This is a genomic window from Kribbella sp. NPDC004875 (genome assembly GCF_042873375.1).
In the GTDB taxonomy this organism is placed as follows: Bacteria; Actinomycetota; Actinomycetes; order Propionibacteriales; family Kribbellaceae; genus Kribbella.
In genome coordinates this window covers 417,851-438,981 of the sequence record NZ_JBIALI010000005.1, presented here as the reverse complement: position 1 = coordinate 438,981, position 21,131 = coordinate 417,851, and the positions used below count along the sequence as shown (strand labels likewise).

Annotated in this window: 20 protein-coding genes; 9 read left to right on the top strand and 11 right to left on the bottom strand. The window is 69.4% G+C overall.

Going from position 1 to position 21,131, the window contains the following annotated elements; genetic code table 11:
- The first annotated feature begins 11 nt into the window (after window positions 1-11).
- Window positions 12-620, top strand: coding sequence for a VOC family protein (locus ACFYRH_RS28605; protein WP_387781824.1), 609 nt, complete (start codon window positions 12-14; stop codon window positions 618-620).
- Here ACFYRH_RS28605 and ACFYRH_RS28600 read toward each other — a convergent pair.
- The gene (locus tag ACFYRH_RS28600) at window positions 617-1,579 is read right to left on the bottom strand and encodes an HpcH/HpaI aldolase/citrate lyase family protein (protein WP_387781822.1); all 963 of its coding nucleotides are present in this window, start codon (window positions 1,577-1,579) and stop codon (window positions 617-619) included. The two genes, ACFYRH_RS28605 and ACFYRH_RS28600, sit on opposite strands and share 4 nt — an antisense overlap.
- Window positions 1,580-1,727: 148 nt before the next feature.
- On the opposite strand from ACFYRH_RS28600, the gene ACFYRH_RS28595 reads away from it, so the two are divergent.
- Entirely contained in the window at window positions 1,728-2,246 is a 519-nt protein-coding gene (locus ACFYRH_RS28595) for a hypothetical protein (RefSeq protein ID WP_387781820.1), read from the top strand.
- On the opposite strand, the gene ACFYRH_RS28590 is transcribed toward ACFYRH_RS28595, so the two are convergent.
- Entirely contained in the window at window positions 2,243-5,920 is a 3,678-nt protein-coding gene (locus ACFYRH_RS28590) for a S8 family serine peptidase (RefSeq protein ID WP_387781818.1), read from the bottom strand. The two genes, ACFYRH_RS28595 and ACFYRH_RS28590, sit on opposite strands and share 4 nt — an antisense overlap.
- 117 nt (window positions 5,921-6,037) lie before the next feature.
- Window positions 6,038-7,006, bottom strand: a complete 969-nt coding sequence (locus ACFYRH_RS28585; RefSeq protein WP_387781817.1) for a transcriptional regulator TrmB — start codon at window positions 7,004-7,006, stop codon at window positions 6,038-6,040.
- A gap of 89 nt (window positions 7,007-7,095) precedes the next feature.
- Here ACFYRH_RS28585 and ACFYRH_RS28580 point away from each other — a divergent pair, with 89 nt between their 5' ends.
- The 6 genes from ACFYRH_RS28580 (at window position 7,096) to ACFYRH_RS28555 (ending at window position 12,476) form a co-directional block, all read left to right on the top strand.
- The gene (locus ACFYRH_RS28580; RefSeq protein WP_387781815.1) at window positions 7,096-8,421 is read left to right on the top strand and encodes a magnesium transporter MgtE N-terminal domain-containing protein; all 1,326 of its coding nucleotides are present in this window, start codon (window positions 7,096-7,098) and stop codon (window positions 8,419-8,421) included.
- 91 nt (window positions 8,422-8,512) lie between these two features.
- Window positions 8,513-9,010: a DUF1003 domain-containing protein gene (locus ACFYRH_RS28575; RefSeq protein WP_387782546.1), complete on the top strand. Its 498-nt coding sequence runs from the start codon at window positions 8,513-8,515 to the stop codon at window positions 9,008-9,010.
- A gap of 40 nt (window positions 9,011-9,050) precedes the next feature.
- Window positions 9,051-9,956, top strand: coding sequence for a zinc metalloprotease HtpX (htpX, locus tag ACFYRH_RS28570; RefSeq protein ID WP_387781813.1), 906 nt, complete (start codon window positions 9,051-9,053; stop codon window positions 9,954-9,956).
- Window positions 9,957-9,966: 10 nt separating this feature from the next.
- Window positions 9,967-10,530: a hypothetical protein gene (locus tag ACFYRH_RS28565; RefSeq protein WP_387781811.1), complete on the top strand. Its 564-nt coding sequence runs from the start codon at window positions 9,967-9,969 to the stop codon at window positions 10,528-10,530.
- Window positions 10,531-10,771: 241 nt separating this feature from the next.
- Window positions 10,772-11,917, top strand: coding sequence for an Mrp/NBP35 family ATP-binding protein (locus ACFYRH_RS28560; RefSeq protein WP_387781809.1), 1,146 nt, complete (start codon window positions 10,772-10,774; stop codon window positions 11,915-11,917).
- A 7-nt stretch (window positions 11,918-11,924) separates the two neighbouring features.
- A complete protein-coding gene (locus ACFYRH_RS28555; protein ID WP_387781807.1) occupies window positions 11,925-12,476 on the top strand; it encodes a GNAT family N-acetyltransferase in 552 nt (183 codons plus the stop codon).
- On the opposite strand, the gene ACFYRH_RS28550 is transcribed toward ACFYRH_RS28555, so the two are convergent.
- Entirely contained in the window at window positions 12,444-13,028 is a 585-nt protein-coding gene (locus tag ACFYRH_RS28550) for a TetR/AcrR family transcriptional regulator (RefSeq protein WP_387781805.1), read from the bottom strand. The two genes, ACFYRH_RS28555 and ACFYRH_RS28550, sit on opposite strands and share 33 nt — an antisense overlap.
- A gap of 90 nt (window positions 13,029-13,118) precedes the next feature.
- Here ACFYRH_RS28550 and ACFYRH_RS28545 point away from each other — a divergent pair, with 90 nt between their 5' ends.
- Window positions 13,119-13,556, top strand: a complete 438-nt coding sequence (locus ACFYRH_RS28545; RefSeq protein WP_387781803.1) for a hypothetical protein — start codon at window positions 13,119-13,121, stop codon at window positions 13,554-13,556.
- Here ACFYRH_RS28545 and ACFYRH_RS28540 read toward each other — a convergent pair.
- The 7 genes from ACFYRH_RS28540 to ACFYRH_RS28510 form a co-directional block, all read right to left on the bottom strand.
- Window positions 13,535-13,873, bottom strand: coding sequence for a sec-independent translocase (locus ACFYRH_RS28540; protein WP_387781801.1), 339 nt, complete (start codon window positions 13,871-13,873; stop codon window positions 13,535-13,537). The two genes, ACFYRH_RS28545 and ACFYRH_RS28540, sit on opposite strands and share 22 nt — an antisense overlap.
- Before the next feature lie 64 nt (window positions 13,874-13,937).
- Window positions 13,938-15,254 (bottom strand): S1C family serine protease, encoded by a 1,317-nt coding sequence (locus tag ACFYRH_RS28535; RefSeq protein WP_387781799.1) that lies wholly within the window; start codon window positions 15,252-15,254, stop codon window positions 13,938-13,940.
- 243 nt (window positions 15,255-15,497) lie between these two features.
- Complete coding sequence (locus ACFYRH_RS28530) at window positions 15,498-16,586, bottom strand: sigma-E factor regulatory protein RseB domain-containing protein (RefSeq protein WP_387781797.1); 1,089 nt, start codon at window positions 16,584-16,586, stop codon at window positions 15,498-15,500.
- Between the two features lie 3 nt (window positions 16,587-16,589).
- Entirely contained in the window at window positions 16,590-17,189 is a 600-nt protein-coding gene (locus tag ACFYRH_RS28525; protein WP_387781795.1) for an anti-sigma factor family protein, read from the bottom strand.
- Entirely contained in the window at window positions 17,186-17,857 is a 672-nt protein-coding gene (gene sigE / locus ACFYRH_RS28520) for an RNA polymerase sigma factor SigE (RefSeq protein WP_387781793.1), read from the bottom strand. Before sigE ends, ACFYRH_RS28525 begins: the two co-directional genes overlap by 4 nt.
- A 159-nt stretch (window positions 17,858-18,016) precedes the next feature.
- Entirely contained in the window at window positions 18,017-18,238 is a 222-nt protein-coding gene (locus ACFYRH_RS28515; RefSeq protein ID WP_387781791.1) for a biotin/lipoyl-binding carrier protein, read from the bottom strand.
- A gap of 87 nt (window positions 18,239-18,325) precedes the next feature.
- On the bottom strand, window positions 18,326-21,106 hold the full coding sequence (locus ACFYRH_RS28510) for a sugar-binding protein (RefSeq protein WP_387781789.1): 2,781 nt from the start codon (window positions 21,104-21,106) through the stop codon (window positions 18,326-18,328).
- Window positions 21,107-21,131: the final 25 nt, after the last annotated feature.

The following is a 21,131-nucleotide window of genomic DNA, read 5'->3' as shown; positions in this document are numbered from 1 at the left end:
ACCGTGACGTCGTGGGCACGCGTGGGCGACCGAGACATCCCGACGTACTGACCCCTGCCGAATGGCGCGTGGTGCACCTGGTCCGGCATGGCCTGTCGAACCGGGAGATCGCGCAGCGGCGCGGGGTCAGTGTCGACGCGGTCAAGTTCCACGTCGCCAACGCACTGCTGAAGCTCGGTCTGAATCGCCGGACCGAGCTTCGCAACTGGCGTGGAGTGCCTGCCGACAGCCCGTTACGACAGCAGGGAGGCGAGCAGATGGTGCAACTCGGTGCGATCGGGCAGATCGCCCGTCCGGTCAGCGACATCCAGCAGGCGGTGGAGTTCTATCGCGACGTCCTCGGACTCCCCCACCTCTACACCTTCGGAGACCTGGCCTTCTTCGACTGCGGTGGCACCCGGCTGTTCCTCAGCACGACCGAGGACACCGGCGAGGCATCGACCCTGTACTTCCGCGTCGACGACATCCAGACGGCGTACGACGAACTCCGCGCCCGCGGCGTCGAGTTCGAGAACGCCCCACACCTGATCCACAAACACGACAACGGCGTCGAGGAATGGATGGCCTTCTTCCCCGACCCGGACGGCCAGCTCCTGGCCATCATGTCCCAGGTGGTTTAGTCCGCCGGGGGGTGCCAGATGTCGGTGCGGGTGAGGCCGGCGGCGCGGCCCTTGGCGGAGATGACGAGGGCCATCTTGCGGGACGCCTCGTCGATCATCTCGTCGCCGAGCATCACGGCGCCGCGGGCGCCGCCGGCGGCGGAGGTGTAGTGGTCGTAGGCGTCGAGGATGTTCTCGGCGTGGTCGTAGTCGTCCTGGCGGGGCGAGTAGACCTCGTTGGCGGCGGCGATCTGGTCGGGGTGCAGCACCCACTTGCCGTCGAAGCCGAGTGCGGCCGAGCGGCCCGCGACCCGGCGGAAGCCGTCGACGTCCTTGATCTGCAGGTACGGGCCGTCGATGGCCTGCTTGCCGTGCGCCCGCGCCGCCATCAGGATCTGCATCAGGATGTAGTGGTACGCGTCGCCGACGTCGTACCCGGGCGGCTGCTCGCCGACCACCAGCGACTTCATGTTGATCGACGCCATGAAGTCGGCCGGGCCGAAGATGATCGTCTCCACCCGCGGCGACGCGGTGGCGATCGCGTTCACGTTGGTCAGGCCGAGGGCGTTCTCGATCTGCGCCTCGATGCCGATCCGGCCCGGTTCGTACCCGTGCACCTTCTCCAACTGGGTGAGCAGCAGGTCGAGGGCGACCACCTGCTCGGCTGTCTGCACCTTCGGCAGCATGATGCAGTCGAGGTTGGCGCCGGCGCCGCCGACCACCTCGATGACGTCGGCGTAGGTCCACTCGGTGGTCCAGTCGTTCACCCGGACGACGCGGAGCTTGCTCCCCCAGCCGCCCTCGTTCAGCGCGGCGACGATGTTCTTCCGGGCGTCCGGCTTGGCGAGCGGCGCGACCGAGTCCTCGAGGTCCAGGAACACCTGGTCCGCGTCCAGCCCCTTGGCCTTGGTCAGGAACCGCGGATTCGATCCCGGGGTGGCCAGACACGACCGCCGACTGCGTAGAACCTGTTCCGTCATCGGGGACCTCCACTCGGTTACTCGCCGGTCACCGGCAGCGTACGGCGTCACCCACCACCACACCGGTGACCCGGCTCACTTCCCTCCCGAGTGTGTCCCGATTCACCGCGCAGTACGCACGGCCTGACCCTGTGCCACCCTTGGTTGCGTGGACGCGGATGCCGAGATCGCCGGAGTGATGAAGAAGGCCGGGCTCGTCTGGCTGGCCTGGGACGGCCGCCGGCCGGCACCGGCGTGGTTCGCCACGGTCGACGGCCAGTACGTCGTCCTCGCGGACGCATCCGAAGGCGCCGAGCAGCCGTTGCCCGGTCTGGCCGCGGCGGCGACGGTCGACGTCGTCGTCCCGGCGAAACCGGCCACCAACCGGCTGGCGAGCTGGAAGGCGACGGTCCGGCGGCTGAAGCCCGGGACCGACGAGTGGACGCAAGCCGCTCAGGTACTGCGGACCGACCGCCTGAACGCGGCGGAACTGGACGCGCAGCTCGAGCGCTGGCAGACCGAGGCCGACATCCTGGTCCTGGACCCGACCGGTGAGATCACCGAGGCCGCCGGACGCTACGACGCGACCCCACGGGCCGAGGCCCCGGTTCCGACCAGAGCCACGACCCGCGGGAAGCCACCGACGACGTTGCATCGCGCCATCCGCCGGCGCCCGAAGCTCAGCTAGCGCACTCCGAAAGCTCGCTGAACGGTCTGGGTCACGCTGTTGCCCGCGTCGTCGCGTGCCGTGACCCGCAGGCTCGCGTAGTCGGCTGACGCCGGAGCATCCATCTTGCCCCGCCAACCGGCTCCGGACCGCTGCAGCCGGACCGGTCGCCAGGTCGCGCCATCGTCGTACGAGAGCTCCAGCGTCGCCGTACTGACCTTGCCGGTCCCCACAGCGCCAGGAAGATGCGAGGCGGTCACCGCCAGGTCCGAGTGGCGCTTCGCCCGGCCAGACAGGTCCGTGTCAACCGAGTAGTCGAGCTGGAGCAGCGGGAGCGTCTCCAGGTTCGCGTAGTCGGCCTGACTCGAGGTGAAGCCCCACTCGGTGCGCGTCCGTGGCGAGTACGGCCGGCCCGGCAGATCGCGAGTCGTGTCGACCACCAGCCGGTACGGCGCCGACTCCGAAGGCACGTCGACCGACAGCATGTCGGCGCCCTCACCGAGCAGCGTGTCGCCTTGGTAGAGCGCAGTGGTGACCTGGGCGCCCACGTCGTACACGAAGCCCTGGTGTGGACCAGAGTCGGCAAAACCGGGCAACGTGAAGACGCTCATGATGTCGCCGACGCGTGAGGGCGGCGTCGAGAGCGCACTATCGCTCAGCAGCCGCGGACGCTGGATGCCGCCGAACCAGGTCTCTCTCGTCGTGCTGCCTGCTCGGTAGGACAACGAGGAGCCTTGCTGAGACAGATCCGGTACTGCGGCCATGCTGAGCCACTGCACCTTCGGGCTGGCAGTCACCCACGCGGTGTGGTCGCCCTGCGCGGGGACAGTGGTCGTTGCGGCGCCCACTGCCCAGGTGAGGTCGGCCGACAGGTCGAATCGGATGTCGATCGCGTCGCCCGGCTTGGTGTCCCGGTAGGACTCGTCGATCCGCGCCAGGTCCCGCGCACCAGGCCGGTAGCCAGGGTCACTCGGCACCGCTCCGTCGTGGTGCTGGACCAGGTCGTACAGGTAGTCCGGATACGGATGCGACACCACGCTCAGCAGCTTGGGGTTCCGCGCGAGCAGCTGCCGTCCCTGGTCGGTCGTCAGCGAAGCCACTGGCAGCGCCGGCGCGTCCTCGATCGGCAGATCGGCCCACGCGTCCAGCGGACCGTAGCCGTCGTTCAGGATCAGCAACAGCTTCGCACCGGCGCGCGCCGCAGCGGCTGCCTGCTCCGTCGGCGGTACGGCGTCGTTGCGCTGGGCAACCGCGATCTTGCCGCGCACGTTGTACTTCGCGAAGTCCGCGTCGTCACCGACGTACACCAGCGGAGAGACGCCGCTGCCCTCCGGAAGCTTCGGGGAGAGGCTCTGAACGAGGGCGTCGAACGAACCGATGCTCAGCGCCGGCTGCTCCTGACGCCAGCGCGTGGCGAACGTGTAGGAGCCCTGCGTCACCTTGCGAGTCGGCGTGGCCCAGAGCGAGTCGTAGAGCCACCACTCGAGTTGATACGTGTCGACAAAGCGATGCAGAGTGCCGTAGCTGCGGTACTGGTCGACGCGAACGTAGGTGTTCTCCGTCGGCCGTGGTGTGACCGCAGCGACCTTACGCAGCCCGGCCGCGTCGAACGTCACGGTCCGGTCCTGAGTGATGTCCAGCTCCGGCTGACTGATGACGGCACGCCCCAGCGAATGCGCACCGTCCAGACCGCGAACGTCGGCGTACATCCAGCTGGCATAGGTGCTCGGACGCACGGTGACGTCCAGACTGCCGCTCTCGTCCACCATGAATACCTGCGGTACGACGTCCCGCTTGATGTCCTTCAGTACGACGACACCGGCCAGCGGCGCACCATGCGGGTCCTTCGTGCGGATCGACAGCTTGACTCGCTGACTCTGCTTGCTGACGCCGATGGCGGTGTGCGCGCGGACTGCTCCGCCAGCATCCGTTGCCGTGAGCATCGAGCTGTAGCCGGCGTCGTCGGCGGCCAGGTCGAGGTGGCTGACCACACCGACAGTCGCCGTACCGTGAGCTGGGACGGTCACCTGCGGACTGGTCAGAGTGAACAGACCGGCCGGGATGCCCTGGTTCTTGAGCGACAGGTTCAGCGTGACGGGTTCGGTGCCGTCGTTCGTGTACGTGACGTCCTTCTGCGCCAGTCCACTCGTCGGGTACGGCCACTTGACCGCAGCGAACGCGGAGCCGGATGAGAACAGCGTGCCGCGCACCGCAGCGGCCACGTCGAGCCGACCGGCGCCTGCGGAGAACGGGCTGTACTGCACCGTGGTCTTGGTGGAGCTGACCAACGCATCCTTCAGCTGCTGTCCGGTCCAGTCAGGGTGTGCGTGTGCGAGCAGTGCAGCCGCACCTGCGACGTGCGGAGTGGCCATCGAGGTGCCACTCATCGCGACGTACGACCCCTCACCCTCCGGCGAGTACTGCGACCGGGCCGCGAGTACGTCGACACCGGGAGCGGTCAGGTCGGGCTTGAGCGCACTGTCACCGAGTCGCGGGCCGCGGCTGGAGAAGACGGCGAGCCGATCCGCACCGTCGACCGCGCCGACAGTGAGGGCCGCGTCCGCGGCACCTGGTGCGGAGACGCTGTACGGGTCCGGGCCCGAGTTGCCGGCCGCGATCACGAACAGCGCGCCGGTCTCCGCGCTCAGCGTGTTGACCGCCTGGCTCATCGGGTCCGTGCCGTCCGACGGGCCGGAGCCGAGGCTCATGCTGATCACCTTCGCGTGCTGGTCCCGCGCGGCCCACTCCATGCCGGCGAGGATCCAGGAGTCCTGACCGCTGCCATCGTCACCCAGGACCTTGCCGATGTGCAGGCCGGCGCCCGGCGCGACGCCCTGCTCCTTGCCGTTCGACGCCGCGCCGGTACCGGCGATCGTCGAGGCGACGTGCGTGCCGTGACCGTTGCGATCGGTGACGTCCTGGCCGGGGACGAAGCTGGTCGATGCGACGATGCGGCCGCGGAAGTCCGGGTGCGCGGCGTCGATGCCGGTGTCCAGGACAGCGACGTCCACGCCCTGACCGGTGTCGCCGCCCTGCCAGACCTCCGGGGCGCCGATCTGTGCCGTGGTGTCGGCGAGGCTCGCCTTGGCCTTGCCGTCCAGCCAGATCTTCGCGACACCGCTGGGGACCGCGCGGGCGGACGTGGAGCCGCCGGTGAAGGACGACCAGAACGAGGTGGCCTGATCGTGGTCCGCGGTCACGGCGGCGCCGCGGATGCTGCTGAGGACCAGCGTCTGGCGAGCACCCGCCAGTGGCGCCTGCTTGCGCGCTTGGTTGCCCGCTCGGTTGTACGAGACGATCAGCGGCGTGCCATCGCTGTGCGCGTCGTCGTACCCGTCGGCGAGGAGTTCGGTGACGTTGAAGAGGCGCTGGTCGAGGACGCCGGAGGCGAGGTACGGGAGGGCGGCGTCCGGGTAGACGTACAGGTCGTTGCCTACAGCCATGACGTGCGCGCCGGCCGGAGTGCCGTTCGGCTTGCGCACGGTCGCGGTCGGGCGGCCGGCGACCGTGGTCACGGAGACCTTGTCGCCGGTGATCAGGGTGATGGTCGAACCAACGGAACCAGCACGACCAGCAGGACCAGCAGGACCGGTGGTTCGTGCGGGGGCAGCGCCGGCACTGGGCACCGTGGCGGTCAACGCCAGCACCGCTGCGCCCAGGGCGATCAGCCCGCGACGGGAGAAGGACAGGGACACGACAGCTCCAAGCTGAGGGGAGAACCAGCAATCCCCGCATTACATGTGGCGCGATGCCCCGACTGCTATCGATCCACCTGGCGCAAACTGGTCACGACCAACTGGGTCAGGGTCGGATCACAGCCAGCCGCGATCGCGGGCGTGCCAACCGAGCTGCAGCCGGGACCGCGAGTGCGTCTGCTCCATCAGCTGCTGCACTCTGCGGGCGACAGTGCGCCGGCTGATCCCCAGCCGCGCACCGGCCGCGTCATCGGTCAGACCGGCAACGAGCAAGGACAGCAGGTGCCTGTCCTCGGCGGACATCGCCGCCTCGGCCTGCAGACCGTTCGAGTCGGTCACCGACAACGGACTGGCCCGGTTCCACACGGTCTCGAACAGCGCGACGAGCGCGTCCAGCAGACTGCACGGATGGACCAGCAGCGCCGCGTCCTGCGCCGGCGTGGCCCAGTCCAGCGGCAGCAGAGCCAGCTCCCGGTCCGCGACCGCGAGTTTGGTCGGCAGCACGTCCGCGATCCGGGCCTGCTCCCCCGCACGCACATGGCTGACCGCGCTGGCCGCCAGTACCGGGTCGCCGAGCGCCGAGTTGTCATAGACGACCCGATAGGTGACACCCGCCCCTTGCCGGGCCAGCTGCGTGCTGTTCACCTCCGCGGAGGCGACGTACGGCGGAGCGACCAGCTCACGCATCTCGGTGCGCGCCGTCCGCTGGACGCGATCGAACGCCAGCCCGACCGCGGTCTCCCCGGTGACGATCTCGATGAGCTCCTCCGTCCGCCGCGCACCACCCTGCCGGGTCGCCTCGGCCGCCAGCCGGTACGCCGCCTTGCGGATCCGCTCGAACTCCTCCTCCTGCCGCTGGATGAGCTGCTCGACCGCCAGCTCCGGCGGCACCGGGACGATCAGCTCCCCGGGAGCCGGCGTCCGGTGCACGAACCCTTCGGCCTGGAGGACGTCGACCGCGCGCCGCACCTCGTCCACGGGCCACCCGAGCCGTACCGCCAGGTCGCCCAGTGCCGCGGCACCGCGCCGGATCAGGTCCAGGTACGCCGCCTCGTCGTCGGCTCCGAGCCCGGTGGTACCCAGCATGCCCACCCCCACTTCCCACGTCGCCCGAGGAGCAAAGTCTACGAAGCGTCCTCAGCCGAGACTCACGCTCGGCGGGTTAGCCTTCGGACATGACCGGATCACCGTCGCGGGTTTACGTCGCTCGGCTGGCGGGGCTGCCGGTGTACGACCCCAACGGGGACCAGGTCGGCAAGGTCCGGGACGTGGTCGCCATGATGCGTCAGGGCAACCAGCCGCCCCGGGTGCTCGGCCTGGTCGTCGAGGTGTTCACCCGGCGCCGCATCTTCCTCCCGATGACCCGGGTGACGTCTGTCGACGTCGGTCACGTCATCACCACCGGCCTGCTCAACATGCGGCGCTTCGAGCAGCGAGCGACCGAAGTGCTGGTGCTGGGTGAGCTGCTCGACCGGACCGTCACCATTGCCGACACCGGCGCCACCGCGGTGGTGTTCGACATGGCGATGGAACAGTGGCGGACCCGGGACTGGTTGCTGACCAAGGTGGCGGTCCGCGAGGGCTCCAAACGGTTCCGGCGGCGTGGGCAGACGCATGTACTCGACTGGGCCGACGTCAGTGGGTTCACGCAGGTCGAGGAGGGTCAGGGTGCGACGCACATCCTGGCCGCGTTCGAATCGATGCGTGCGGCCGACCTGGCCGGCGTACTGCACGACCTGTCGGTCAAGCGCCGCAACGAGATCGCGGTCGCACTGGACGACGAGCGGCTGGCCGACGTACTCGAGGAGCTGCCGGAGGACATCCAGGTCGAGATCCTCGCCGGACTGGACACCGAGCGCGCGGCGGACGTGCTGGAGGAGATGTCCCCGGACGACGCGGCCGACCTGATCGCCGAGCTCCCGACCGACACCGCCGAGCGCCTCTTGACACTGATGGAGCCGGAAGAAGCAGAGGACGTACGGCGGCTGCTGACCTACGAGGAACACACCGCGGGCGGTCTGATGACGTCGGAGCCGGTCATCCTGCCGGTGGACGCCACCGTGGCCGATGCGCTGGCACACGTACGCAACGCCGACCTGAGTCCCGCACTGGCCGCCATGATCTACGTCTGCCGGCCCCCACTGGAGACGCCGACCGGACGGTTCATCGGGATCGGCCACATCCAGCGGCTGCTCCGCGAGCCACCGTCCGAGCTGGTGTCCGCCGCACTGGACACCGACCTGGACGGCCTGCGGCCCGACGACAGCCTGCAGACGGTCAGCAAGTACCTGGCGACGTACAACCTGGTCGCCGCGCCGGTGCTGGACGACGAGGGCAGGCTGTTGGGTGCGGTGACCGTCGACGACGTGCTCGACCATCTGCTCCCCGACGACTGGCGGGAGAACGACCACACCGAACCCGCAGAACCGACAGGGCCTTCCATTCCCTCAACGCCTTCAACGCCTTCAACGCCGCAGGAGGTGGACCACGATGCCCCGTGACGACCGCAGCGCCGACGACCGGCGCCCGCGCGGCAGCACGCCGCGCAGCAGTACCACCGAGGAGCGCCGCCGGAGTTCGGACGAGCGGCGGATGTTCCGCGGGAGCACGCGGCTCGACGTACCGCGGGACTGGCGGCGGACGTTCGTCCCGCGGCCGACGTACGACGCGGACGCGTTCGGGCGGCTGTCCGAGCGGATCGCCCGCTTCCTCGGCACCGGGCAGTTCCTGGTCTACATGACCGCGACCATCCTGTTCTGGGTCGGCTGGAACATCTTCGCGCCGTCCAGCCTGCGCTTCGACGAGTATCCGTTCATCTTCCTCACGCTCGCGCTCAGTCTGCAGGCGTCGTACGCCGCTCCGCTGATCCTGCTCGCCCAGAACCGGCAGGAGGCCCGCGACCGGGTCCAGTACGAGCGGGACCGCGACGTCGACGCCCGGACCCGCGCCGACATGGAGTTCCTGGCCCGCGAGATGGCGTCACTGCGGATGGCGGTCGGCGAGGTCGCCACCCGTGACTTCCTGCGGTCCGAGCTCCGTTCGCTGCTCGCCGACCTGGATCTGCGCAGCCGCGAGGACGACCGGGTTTGACCCCGAGCTACTCTCACTATCAGGTGAGGAAGGACGTGGGATGAAGACTCGATTCGCGCCTGACCGGGGGCTCTCCAGCCGGATGGTGATCACGAGCTTCCTGCTCGGTCTGCTGTACGTCGGTTTCGTGGCCCTGCTGATCGCGCTGACCAAGAGCGCGGTGCTCGCCGTGGTAATCGCGGGCGGCGCGCTGTTCGCGCAGTACTGGTTCTCCGACCGGATCGCGCTGTACGCGATGGGCGGCCGGATCGTCACGCCCGAGGAGGCGCCGCAGCTGCACGGCGCGATCGACCGGCTGTGCGCGCTGGCCGACATGCCGAAGCCGCGGGTCGCCGTCGCCGACGTCGACATGCCAAACGCGTTCGCCACCGGCCGGAACCCGAAGAACGCGGTCGTCTGCGTGACGACCGGCATCATGCGGCGGCTGGACAACGACGAGCTCGAGGGCGTGCTGTCGCACGAGCTCTCGCACGTCGCGCACCGCGATGTCGCGGTGATGACGATCGCGTCGTTCCTCGGTGTCCTGGCCGGCCTGATCACCCGCTTCGGACTGTACGGCGGCCTCGGCCGCGGCAACCGCGACCAGAACGCGGCGCTCGTCGTGCTGACGATCATCGCGGTCTCGATCCTGGTCTACGCGATCTCGTTCCTGCTGACCCGCGCCCTCTCGCGGTACCGCGAACTGGCCGCCGACCGCGCCGGCGCGATGCTGACCGGCAGACCATCGGCGCTGGCGTCGGCCTTGACGAAGATCAGCGGGGACATCGCCCGGATCCCGTCCCGCGACCTGCGTCAGGCGCAGGCGTTCAACGCGTTCTTCTTCGCTCCGGCGATCTCCGGCAAGGCCGGCGCGAGCCTGTCGTCGCTGTTCTCGACGCACCCCTCCCTGGAAGTCCGCCTCGACCGCCTCGGCACGCTGTCCCGCCAACTGGGCGAGCAGGCCTGAGAATCGACACATGGGTCTTCTAGACATCCTTCTCGGCCGGAGCAAGGCGGTCCCGCCGAATCTCGATCAGCTGTTCTCCGTACCGTCGGCCGCGATCACGCTGGAGACCGCGGCCGGCTACCGTCCGACCGGCAGCGGATCGGTCTGCTTCAAGGCGGCCGAGGGCGGCGGCTTCAGCACGCTCCGCGACGAGGTCGACAAGCTGCTCGCCCTCGACAACGGCAAGTTCACCAGTACGACGGACTCCTACGGGTTCACGTGGCTGGTCCGGCAGACGGCCCCCGACGACCTGGAGACCCTGGTCACTGACCTGCACGCGGTCAACAGCTCGCTGGTCGACGCCGGCTTCGGCAACGCCCTGCTCTGCACCCTGGTCGCCTTCACCAACGGCACCCAGTCGCTCGGCCTCGTCTACCTCTACAAACGCGGCTCCTGGTACCCCTTCGTCCCGGTCGGCGCCGACCGCCGCGACAACGCCACCGAACTCCAGATCAAGTCCGTAGTAGGCGCCGACCTCAACTTCGAACAAGACCTCTCCCGCTGGTTCCCCATCTACGGCGCCCCCGGCCTCTAACCCCCGCCGCCCCCTGGGTTCGTTTCAGTGGTTCACCACTCGCATTGCCCGTTCACCCGTCGCATGCGGGGCAGTAAGGGGCACTCCGGGTGGTTCACCACTCAAATGGCGACGGCGGGCAGGGTTGGCGACGGCGGGCAGGGTTGGGGAGGGTGCGGAGGGTGGGTAAGGGTTGCCTTCCTGGATGTAGCTCACACGGACCGTGGTCAGGCTTTCGCGGGCGAGCACGTAGCCTTGGGGTATGGCTCCCACTGCTGATCAGGTGACCACGGCGCTCGGTGGCGTGCTGGACCCGGAGATCCGCAAACCGATCACGGATCTCGGCATGGTCGAGTCCGTCGTCGTCCGGGAGGACGGCGTGGTCGCGGTCCGGATCCTGCTGACTGTCGCCGGCTGTCCGATGAAGGACACGCTACGTCGCGACGTGACCGCCGCGGTCAACAAGCTGGACGGGGTCAGCGGCGTCGAGATCGACCTCGGCGTGATGTCCGCCGAGCAGCGTTCGGCGCTGCAGACGCAGCTGCGCGGCGGCGTGGCCGAGAAGGAGATCCCGTTCTCCCGGCCGGACTCGCTGACCAAGGTGTTCGCGATCGCGTCCGGCAAGGGCGGCGTGGGCAAGTCCTCGGTGACGGTGAACCTGGCGGTCGCGATGGCGCGGCAGGGTCTGTCGGTCGGCGTCCTGGACGCGGACATCTACGGGCACTCGGTGCCGGCCATGTTCGGCGTCGCGGACGAGCGGCCGACCGCGGTGGACGACATGATCATGCCGGTGCCCGCGCACGGCGTGAAGGTGATCTCGATCGGCATGCTGAAGCCGAAGCGGGACCAGGTGGTCGCCTGGCGCGGCCCGATCCTGGACCGTGCGCTGGTGCAGATGCTCGCCGACGTGTACTGGGGCGACCTCGACGTACTGCTCCTCGACCTGCCGCCGGGCACCGGCGACATCGCGATCTCGGTCGGCCAGCGGCTGACCAGCGCCGAGGTGATCGTCGTGACGACCCCGCAGGAAGCGGCCGCCGAGGTGGCCGAGCGGGCCGGAACGATGGCGCAGATGGTGCACCAGCGGGTGGCCGGCGTGGTCGAGAACATGTCGTACCTGCCGTGCCCGCACTGCGGTCCCGAGCACCGGATCGAGATCTTCGGCTCCGGCGGCGGCACCCGGGTCGCCGAGACCCTGTCCGCACGCCTCGGGTACCAGATCCCGCTGCTCGGTGAGATCCCGCTCGACGAGCGGCTCCGCTCCGGTGGCGACCTCGGCCAGCCGCTCGCGCTGGCCGACCCGGACACCCCGGCGGCCCAGATGCTCGACAAGATCGCGGCCACCCTCGGCGGTAAGCCCCGCGGCCTCCTCGGCCGTCAGCTCGGCCTGTCCCCCGCCGGTCGCTGACCCGCGGGTGGCCGGGTTCGAGCATCCGGTCCTGGAGACGTCACGGCTGCGGTTGCGGCGGTGGCGCCAGGACGAGCTCGACCGGATCTGTACGGCGCGCACCAACCAGGCGACCGCGCACTTCCTGCCGTTCATCCCGCAGCCGTTCACCGCTGAGGACGCCCGTTTCTGGCTGAAGGACATGGCCGAACAGGCTGCTGCCGGGAGGCGCTTCAACTGGTGCGTGGCGGACCACGAGACCGATCAGGGGCTGGGCAACGTCACCCTGTTCAACCTCGACACCGATGTCGAGGTTGGCTACTGGCTGCACCCCGACGCGCAAGGCCGTGGCGTGATGGCCGAGGCGATCCGGCAAGTCGCCGAGTGGTACTTCGCGCGCTTCGCCGGCCCGCGCATCGTCATCCGAACGGCGGCCACGAACCGCGCGGCCCGGCGTACCGCGGAGAAGGCCGGCTTCCGCCTCGTCGGGATCGAGCCGGCCGCGTTCCCGATCGCCACGCACGTCGACGACCGCGCGGTGTACGACCTACTCGCCCCCAACGGCCCAGACCGGGCGTAGCGGGGCGAGGCCTTCCTCGACGTACTCCGCGACGGGACGGACCCCGCCGTCGACGTACCACTGCTCCAGGGCGGCGAAGTAGCCGAAGACGAGAGCGTTCGCCGCGACCCGGGCCTGGGTCGCGGTGAACTGCTCACCCGCCATCAGCGGGGCGATCCGCTGGGCGGCGCGGTCGAGTGACGCGCAGAACGCCGTACGGACCGACGGTTCTTTGAAGAAGTATCGGATCCGGCGCCACGGGACGGGCTCGGCGACGCCTTCCACCGGCGCCTCGTAGGCACGCACGACGCGGGTCATGGTGCCGACCGGGTCGCTCGGGTCGAACAGCTCCTGCAAGGCTTCCTGGCTCATCGTGTCGAACTCGTCGGCGACGAGCAGGCCTTCCTTGGTGCCGAAGTACCGGTAGACCGACGACGGCGAGACCTCGGCCGCGGCGGCGATCTCCTCGATCGTCACCGCGTCGAACCCGCGCTCGTCGAACAGGTCGAGCGCGCGCTCCTGAATCGTCCGCCGCGCCTTCACACGCCAGCGTTCCCGCAGACCGGTTGCCATCCCCCGACCATAGGAGACAGTCACACGCTTCAGCAAGTCACTGTCTAAAACTCTTGACCCTGCGCGAGCGCCGTTCGTACAGTCACTCGCATGAGACAGTCACTTTCTGAAAAAGGCACAGCGCTGCTCGCGGTCGGGCTCTCGGTCCTGCTCGCCGCGATCGCGATCATCGACCAGACCGGCAGCAGGAGCCTCGGTGAGCACGCCACGTCCGCCTATGCGGCGTACGGCAAGCACGCGTCCGAGGGCGCGCTCTACGGCCTGCTGTACGGCGTTGCCGTCCTCGACGCACTGCTGTGGCTGGCGGTCGCCGGACTGGCCCGCTCACACCGCCTGATCGCGGGCGTGCTGGGCGTACTCGTCGTACTCCTCACGGCTTCGCTGGGCGTGACCCTGCTGGTCGTGTCCGAGTACGGCGTCCGTCCCTATCCGCCGCTGTGGGGCCTGCTCGCGCTGCTGCCCGCGGGCGCGGGTGCGATCGCTACCGTGTTGCTGTTCCGCCGGGGTCAGGTCGCTTCGGGGTCGTAGGGCGGCTTCTGGCCGGCCGGCAGCCGCTCCGGCGGGGTGTCCTTGAACTCGGAGACGAGCTTGTCCGCCTCGTCTTCCATCGGGTCCAGGAGGTGCTTGCGGACGAAGTTCTTCGGGTTCAGGTCCTGGAGCTCGAGGTCGGCGTACTCCGGACCGAGCTCGGCGCGCAGGTCGTTCTGCGCGTTGTTGACCATCTGGCGGACCTGCCGCAGCAGGCGCCCGGCAGTCCGGGCGAACTCCGGCAGCCGATCCGGGCCGAAGACCAGTACGGCGACGATCGCGATCACGACCAGTTCGAGTGGTCCGATGCCGAACATGGCCTCACCTCCTGTTCATCGCCACGGACGCCGCCAAGCGTATCTCGACTCCGGGCACGATGGTTCAGCCGATCTGCTGGCCGAGAGTGAGCGTAACCGTCCGGGCCCGTCCGCCGCGCTCGTAGGTGAGTCGCACGGCCTCGCCCGGCTGGTAGGTGCGGATCGCGACGATCAGTACCTCGGCGCTGTCGACCGGCTGGTTGTTGACCGCGGTGATCACGTCGCCGACCCGCAGTCCGGCCCGCGCGGAGGGCGAGTTCGCGGTCACCGAGCTGACCCGGCCACCGCCCTCGAACGTCATGTCCACACTCGCCCCGATCACGGGGTACGACGCCTTGCCGGTGGCGATCAGCTGCTGCGCGGTCCGCCGGGCCTGGTCGATCGGGATCGCGAACCCGAGCCCGATGCTCCCGCTCTGCCCGTCCTCGGAACCGCGGACGGTCGCGATCGCGGAGTTCACGCCGATCACCCGCGCGTTCATGTCGACCAGCGGACCGCCCGAGTTGCCCGGGTTGATCGCCGCGTCGGTCTGCAGCGCGCTGATGAACGACGACGTCTGGCCGGTGTCGTCGCCGGTGGTCACCGGGCGGTTCTTCGCCGAGATGATGCCCGAGGTGACGGTGCCGGCGAGCCCGAGCGGCGAGCCGATCGCGACCACGTCCTGCCCGACCACAGCGGCGTCCGAGCGGCCGAACTGCACCGACGGCGCGTCCAGCCCGACGACCTGGACGACCGCGAGGTCGTACGCCGGTGAGCGGCCGACCAACCGGGCGGTCGCGGTCTTGTTGTTGTTCGTCACGACCTGGATCGAGCCACCCTTGGCGGCGGCCGCGACCACGTGGTTGTTGGTCAGGATGTGGCCGACGTTGTCGATCACGAAGCCGGAGCCGGTCGCGTCGGAGTTGTCCGATCCCTGGACCTTGAGCTGCACCACACTCGGCAGCAGCGTCGCGGCGACCGCGGACACCGAGCCGGTACGGATCTTCGGGTCCGCGCCGGTGCCGACCGGCGGATCGGGCTGCTGGGTGATCGGGGTGTTGTCAGAGGCGCCGCCGCCGAGCGCGACGACGGCCGTGGCCGCGCCGGCGCCGGCGATCACACCGATGACGAGGGCGACCAGCGCCGCGATCATCACGACGCGGTTCAGCTTCGCCGGCTCGTTCTGGTACGAGCGGGCCTGCTGCTGGTGCCAGTCCGCCGGCGGTGGCGGGATGTAGGCCGGCCGGTACTGCGGCTGCTCGGTCGGCCACGCCTGTCCCTGGTACACCGGCCGGAACCGGGGCTCCGGCGGCTCGGGCTGGCCGAAGCTGCGCTGCGTGGTCGAGCGGCCACCGTTCGTCTGCCGGTACGCCGCGTCGGAGCCGGGCGTGCGCAGCGGCATCGTCCCCGCTCCCGGAGCGGGCGGCGTCAACGCGGACAAGGGCGGGCGTGCACTGGGCGCAACAGTGGGCTCAGCAGTGGGCTCAGCAGTGGGCTCAACTGTGGCCTCGACAGTGGGATCCGTAGCCGCCGCGTTCGGAACTGTCGGCTCGGCGTCGTCGCTCGTCACGGTCCCCGCCTCACGTCGTCGTCGTGGTCGTCGGAAGCCCTGGCCGGGGATAACCGGAGGCACTTCCAGATTCGATTATCCCAGCTTCGGCGAGAGTGCACCCATCGGAGTGAGCCAGGTCGCGATTTTCGCCAGTCCGGTCCCCAGCCGCTGGATCGCGGTCAGCCTGGCCGGCGCCTCGTGCGGGAACGCCTTGACCACCTGTCCGAGCTGGTCGGGCGGCAGGTCGCCGATCAGCGTGTAGACGATCCCTCCGGACGACCAGACGACGTACGACGGCATGCCGTAGCGCAGGTAGACGCCGGGGCTGTCGGTGCTGGTGAAGCCGGCCACGGCGGCCGGGTCGAGCGCGCCGCGCTGCTCGAACAACGAGACGTTGAACAGGCCGTCGGAGTACGAGAACTGCAGTGAGCCGTTGCTGGTGTCCTGGTGGACGTCGTACAGCGTGAGCGACGCGGGCAGCTGCGGGGCGCAGACCCAGCCCTCGGAGCGCAGGTTGTCGACCTTGCCCATGCCGACCGCTTCGACGCCGCTGGGGACCATCGGCGGCAGGTGACTGAGGAACTCGGAGCTCTCGATCTCCAGCTCGGTGAACACGGTGGCCCGCACCATCGTCTTGCCGTCCTGGCTGAACAGCTGGCGCTGCAGGAGCAGTCCGGTGGTCTTGTCGATCCAGAACCGGGCAGCCAGCGTCTGATCACCCCGCAGCGCCTCCACGAGCACCGCGGTCCGGCCGATCAGGTCCGTGCAGCACTTGTCGACCAGCTGGTACGTCGCCTGCAGCAACGCCAGCGGTCCGCCGTCGATGGCAGCGTCGGTGCTCGTGGCGCGCTGGACGAACGCCTTGGCGCCCGGAGCGGACGACGAACCGAGCACACTGACCTCGGAGCCCTGCGACGCGGCGTGCACGATGTCGAACATCGCCGAGCTCGCGCCCTGCGGTCCCCAGGCGGTGAAGATCTGCGTGCCGTGGTATGAGACCTGGTTCGGCGCGGCGGCGGCGCGTTGCAGCCAGCGGACGGCGGTCACCGAGTCCGGCTTCGCGGCCGCGGGTGCGGCGCCGGGGATCGGTGCGCCCAACGCCGGGATCGGGGCGGCGGAGGCGGGCAGACCGAAACCGATCAGGGCGGTGCTGACCAGCACGGCGAGCCGGGTGAGGCTCACCGGTCAGCGCCCTGTCAGGGCCACCGGGCGCAGCGACGAGCTCAGCCCGGCGTACCCCGAACCGTTGTACGAGTTCAGCACTGCGACCGGGTCGGCGAACGGTGTCCCGCCGGTCGTGGTCGCGTGGTCGGACGAGAAGCTGGCGACAGGCGGTTGCAGCGCAGGCGGCTGCTCCGTGCGGGCCGGGTCGCCGACGACGAACGCAGTACCGAGCAGGGAGGCTACTGCGGCGGCCGAACCGGCTGCACCGACGACGCGGCGCCGGGAGCGCGACGCACGGGCCGTCCCCGGCCGGGTGCCACCTGTACGCCCGGCCGGAAACGCGGACCGCTGCGGGAACAGGCTGACCGCCGGTGTGAGGACCGGGCGGACCTCCTCCCGCGGCTCGGTCGAGAACGATGAGACGCCCATCAGGCGCTGCATCAGGTCGGTGGACGGGTCCGGCGACTCGAGCGCCGCCATTCGGGCCTTGAGCCGGCGCTGCGCGTCCACCTCGGCGCGACAGCTGTCGCAGCCGACCAGGTGGCTCAGCACCTTGTCCCGGGAGTCGTGGTCGAGCGCGCCGTCGACCACGGCGCTCAGCTTGTCCAGCGGGTGCGTCATCCGAGGTCACCCCCGTCACCGAACAGGCCGCCGTCGGCCGGCGGGCCGCCGACGCGGGTCTGGCCGGACCGCGGGGCCCGGTGCTCCAGGTGCTTGCGCAGCATCGACCGGCCGCGGTGGATGCGGCTGCGGACGGTGCCGAGCTTCACGTCCAGGACGTCGGCGATCTCGTCGTACGTCATGCCCTCGATGTCGCACAGCACGACCGCGGCGCGGAAGTCCTCGGGCAGCGCGTCGAGCGCGTCCTGCACGTCGTGGTCGAAGAGATCGGAGTCCAGCTTCTCGGCCGGGCCCTCGCCCTTGGCCGGCAGCCGGTCGTGGGCGTCCTCGGGCAGGCCGTCGAAACGGATCCGCTGCTTGCGGCGCGCGCCGTCCAGGAACAGGTTCGTGGTGATCCGGTACAGCCAGCCCTCGAAGGTGCCCGGTGTGTACGACGACAGCGACCGGAAGACCCGGACGAAGACCTCCTGGGTCAGGTCCTCGGCGTCGTGCTTGTTGCCGGTCAGGCGGTAGGCGAGCCGGTAGACGCGGGCCGAGTGCGTGCGGACGATCTCGTCCCACGACGGCAGCGCGTCGGCGACCGGCTGTGGCGCGGGCACCGTCGGCGTGTGCAGCGGCTTCACCGCGACGCCTCCCTGAGTCCTCTCGGCAATGAGCGTGAAGGCCATGGTGCCGCGGTCACCGTCCTCTGCGCACGTCGGGAGAACCCGGGTAGGACCATGAAATCCTGGGGTTCGCTGTACGACGGCTCAACGCGGTGCCCCGGCCGGAAGTTCCCGGCCGGTGCCTTCACTGGTACAGACGCCTCGACGGCCATTTCGGTTGAATCACCTCTCGTCGATGACGGCGATCGGGTCTCCGTCCCGGACCACTTCGCCTTCGACGACCTTCAGCTCGGCAATGGTGCCGGCCACCTCGGCCAGCACCGGGATCTCCATCTTCATCGACTCCAGGATGACCAGTGTGTCGTCCGGGCCCACCGTGTCACCGGCCTTCGCAGTGACCTTCAGCACGTTGGCCACCAGTTCGGCCAGCACGGTGTGACTCATAGCTCGATCCTAGGCGGGCGGTAGAGGGTTCGGCGTAGGTGCCCCTCGGGCAGCGTTCCAGGGCACCTACGCCGAGTCGGTGGGCGGCTACCGGGCCGTCGCCGGGTCCAGCCGGATCGCGTTGAACAGGGCCGGGTTCTTGGTCTCCGCGACCCCCTTGCCCCAGGTCAGCCAGCCGCGCCGTCCGGTGCCGTCGTTCTCGTTCACCACCACGGTCGCCGAAAGCAACCGGTCCTTCGCCGCGAACCCGAGCGTGCTCCACGGCACCGCGATCTCGTACGTCGTGGTGTGCGCGGCCTCGTCCCGGACGACCTTGGCCTGGACGCCGGGCGGCGTACCGGTCTGTGTCGTCGGAGTCCAGCGCCACGTGTCCACCGGGCCGGCATCGGTCAGGGCGACACCGATCTCCTGGGTAGCAGTCGCCTCACCGGGTGCACCGGCTGTCATCCCGAGCTGGATCCCATCGCCGCCCCAGATGTTGCCGTTGCGGTTGGGCTGCGAGAACACGTCGTCCGTGAGCTTGGCGGACAGATACAGGTTCTGGTCGTCGTGAGTGAGCCAGAGCGAACCGGACAGGTCGCTCGGGCCGCCCCAGCCGGTGACAGGCGGCGTACCGGTGCCTTCCAGTGCGATGGCGGGCTGTTTGGCGACGACCGGGTCGATGACGCCGTCCAGCGTGACCGTGTGGCGTTTCGCAACGGTCGCGGCGGTCACCGGCGCCAGCTTGCCCGATGCCTTGATATCAGCGGCTCCGGTACGACGCAGCGTCGCCGACCACGTGGAAGGCGCCGTGAGAGTCAGTGGGACGTCAGCCTCCGCCGTGGAGTGCGGAGCGATGGTGCAGCCGGCGAGTAGCGTTCCAGACGCGTTTCCAGAGGCCCAGTCGAGTCCAGCGAGCTGCAGTGGATGCGACGACGCGTTGGTGACCCTGTAGCGAAGCAGGTCCTTTCCGCTGCCACTGAGCACATGCGATGCCGTGACCGACAGCGGTGGCGTTGCTGAGCCCGTAGTCGACACCAGTGCGACCGCCTGACCGTCGACGGTCACCTTGGCGGAGTACGTCCGGGCTCCGGTGGAGTCCTGGGCCGGATAGGTAACGGCAGCCGTCGCAGTCGCACCCGGTGCCGCGGATCCGGTCGTCTCAGTGCCACCCGCGGCGACAGTGAAGTCGTGAGCGACCGCGTCCGGGTTGGTGAACGTGAGAGTGCCCGTAGCCGGGTCGCCGGCGATCTCCGAGGCCACCGACAACGCGAACCGGCTCGACGGAAGCATCGGTCCGGTGACCGCACCCTGCAGGTACACCGGGTCCGGTCCGGCCGTCACCCAGACGTGTCCACCGGCGTCCGCGGTCAGCGTGGTCTCGACGCCGTACAGGTTCGTCACCTTCACGGTCGAGCCTGCTGGTGCGGTAGCCGCCACCACTCCCGGCGTGGCAGCCCAGACCGCGTGGACGCTCTGACCACCACCGGCGTCGAACGAGACGTCGTACCCGTTGGTGCCGAAGCGGGTCTGGCCGATCAGCGGGCGCTCGTCGATCTGGCGGGCCAGGACGGCGGTCGCGACGTACGACGGCTTGGGAGCGAGCGCACCGCGTGAGTCGAGCCGGTTGCGCACCAGGCCGAACCGGTGCTCGACGTTCGACGGGTCCGTCCCGGAATCCATGAAGTTGTACGAGCTGTAGCGCGCGACACCGTTGCCGTAGGACAGCAGTTGGCCGCGGATCAGATCACGCGCCTGGGCCGGCTCCGACACCGCGCTGGGGTTCGTACCGGTCGCCCAGCCCTGCTCGGTGATGTAGATCGGTTTGGTCGAACCGTGTGCCGCCATGATGCTGCGGATGGTGTTGACGTAGGCGACCGAGGCCTCCGGGTCCAGCGGCTGCACGTACGGGTGGATGGTCACCGCGTCGACGTAGTCCAGCCCACCGAGGTCCGCGAACTTTGTGAACCACCCCTGCCAGTCGTTGATGACCGCCAGCGACGGACCAGTCAGCTTCACGTCCGGATGCTTGGCCCGCACCGCGTCGCTGACCATCTTCAGCAGCGCGACGTAGTTCTCCGGGCTGGCCTTCGCCGCGCCGTTCGGGTCGCGCAGGTTCCATTCGTTCCACAGCTCGTACGTCGTGTGCTCGGTGCCCCACTGGTCGACCGCGGCAACGGCGTACCGGGTGAAAGCAGCACGCTGCTCGTCAGTCGCCGGGGCCTCGTCCGGGTAGTACAGCGAGTTGCCGTAGTCGAGGATGTTCAGGAAGTCGACGTTGTTCGCGTCCAGCGCGGCCTTGTAGTCCTTGTACCGCTGCGGGAACTCGATGACGCCCTTGGTGGTCTCTGCGGCCGACCAGAACGCCTCGTCCCGGTCGGTCGAGATACCGCCCATCGCCATCAGCGGCACTGATTCGAGACCAGGATTCGATGCGCTGCTGAACGCGAGCGCACCGGCGACACCGATCCGGGTGTCCGTCGAGGTCGAGAAGTCGTGCGGAGTCAGTACGGCGAAGTCGGTGCCGCCCAACGTGGTGGAACCGTCGGTTCCGACTGCTGTGAGGTCGGTCTGGTACCAACCCGGCGTACTGATCGACAGCGGGAGCTGTCCGTTGAGTGAAGCGGCCGATGCGGAGCCTTTGGCGACTTCGGTGCCGCCGGCGTCGCGGACCGTCCAGTTGACGGTCGTCGCGTCGGTGGTGAAGCCCAGCTTCACCTGCTGCCCGACGGTGAACGTGTTGCCGACGGCCGTCGGCGTGATGGTCAGTGAGGGCGCGGCGGTGACGGCCGCGCGGGCGGGTGACTGGAGTACTGCGGCCAGCATCAGACCGGCCGCGAGAAGACTGACTGCGCCGGAACTGACTGCGCCGGAGCGGCGACGTGCCATGGGGCGTGCTCCTCCCAGGGGAAGC

Coding starts and splice junctions, on each gene's coding strand:
- ACFYRH_RS28600 (WP_387781822.1), bottom strand. CDS start 1,579: ATGACGGAACAGGTTCTACGCAGTCGGCGGTCGTGTCTGGCCACCCCG.
- ACFYRH_RS28585 (WP_387781817.1), bottom strand. CDS start 7,006: ATGCTGGGTACCACCGGGCTCGGAGCCGACGACGAGGCGGCGTACCTG.
- ACFYRH_RS28580 (WP_387781815.1), top strand. CDS start 7,096: ATGACCGGATCACCGTCGCGGGTTTACGTCGCTCGGCTGGCGGGGCTG.
- ACFYRH_RS28575 (WP_387782546.1), top strand. CDS start 8,513: ATGTTCCGCGGGAGCACGCGGCTCGACGTACCGCGGGACTGGCGGCGG.
- htpX (WP_387781813.1), top strand. CDS start 9,051: ATGAAGACTCGATTCGCGCCTGACCGGGGGCTCTCCAGCCGGATGGTG.
- ACFYRH_RS28565 (WP_387781811.1), top strand. CDS start 9,967: ATGGGTCTTCTAGACATCCTTCTCGGCCGGAGCAAGGCGGTCCCGCCG.
- ACFYRH_RS28560 (WP_387781809.1), top strand. CDS start 10,772: ATGGCTCCCACTGCTGATCAGGTGACCACGGCGCTCGGTGGCGTGCTG.
- ACFYRH_RS28550 (WP_387781805.1), bottom strand. CDS start 13,028: ATGGCAACCGGTCTGCGGGAACGCTGGCGTGTGAAGGCGCGGCGGACG.
- ACFYRH_RS28545 (WP_387781803.1), top strand. CDS start 13,119: ATGAGACAGTCACTTTCTGAAAAAGGCACAGCGCTGCTCGCGGTCGGG.
- ACFYRH_RS28540 (WP_387781801.1), bottom strand. CDS start 13,873: ATGTTCGGCATCGGACCACTCGAACTGGTCGTGATCGCGATCGTCGCC.
- ACFYRH_RS28535 (WP_387781799.1), bottom strand. CDS start 15,254: ATGCCGCTGCGCACGCCCGGCTCCGACGCGGCGTACCGGCAGACGAAC.
- ACFYRH_RS28525 (WP_387781795.1), bottom strand. CDS start 17,189: ATGACGCACCCGCTGGACAAGCTGAGCGCCGTGGTCGACGGCGCGCTC.
- sigE (WP_387781793.1), bottom strand. CDS start 17,857: ATGGCCTTCACGCTCATTGCCGAGAGGACTCAGGGAGGCGTCGCGGTG.
- ACFYRH_RS28515 (WP_387781791.1), bottom strand. CDS start 18,238: ATGAGTCACACCGTGCTGGCCGAACTGGTGGCCAACGTGCTGAAGGTC.
- ACFYRH_RS28510 (WP_387781789.1), bottom strand. CDS start 21,106: ATGGCACGTCGCCGCTCCGGCGCAGTCAGTTCCGGCGCAGTCAGTCTT.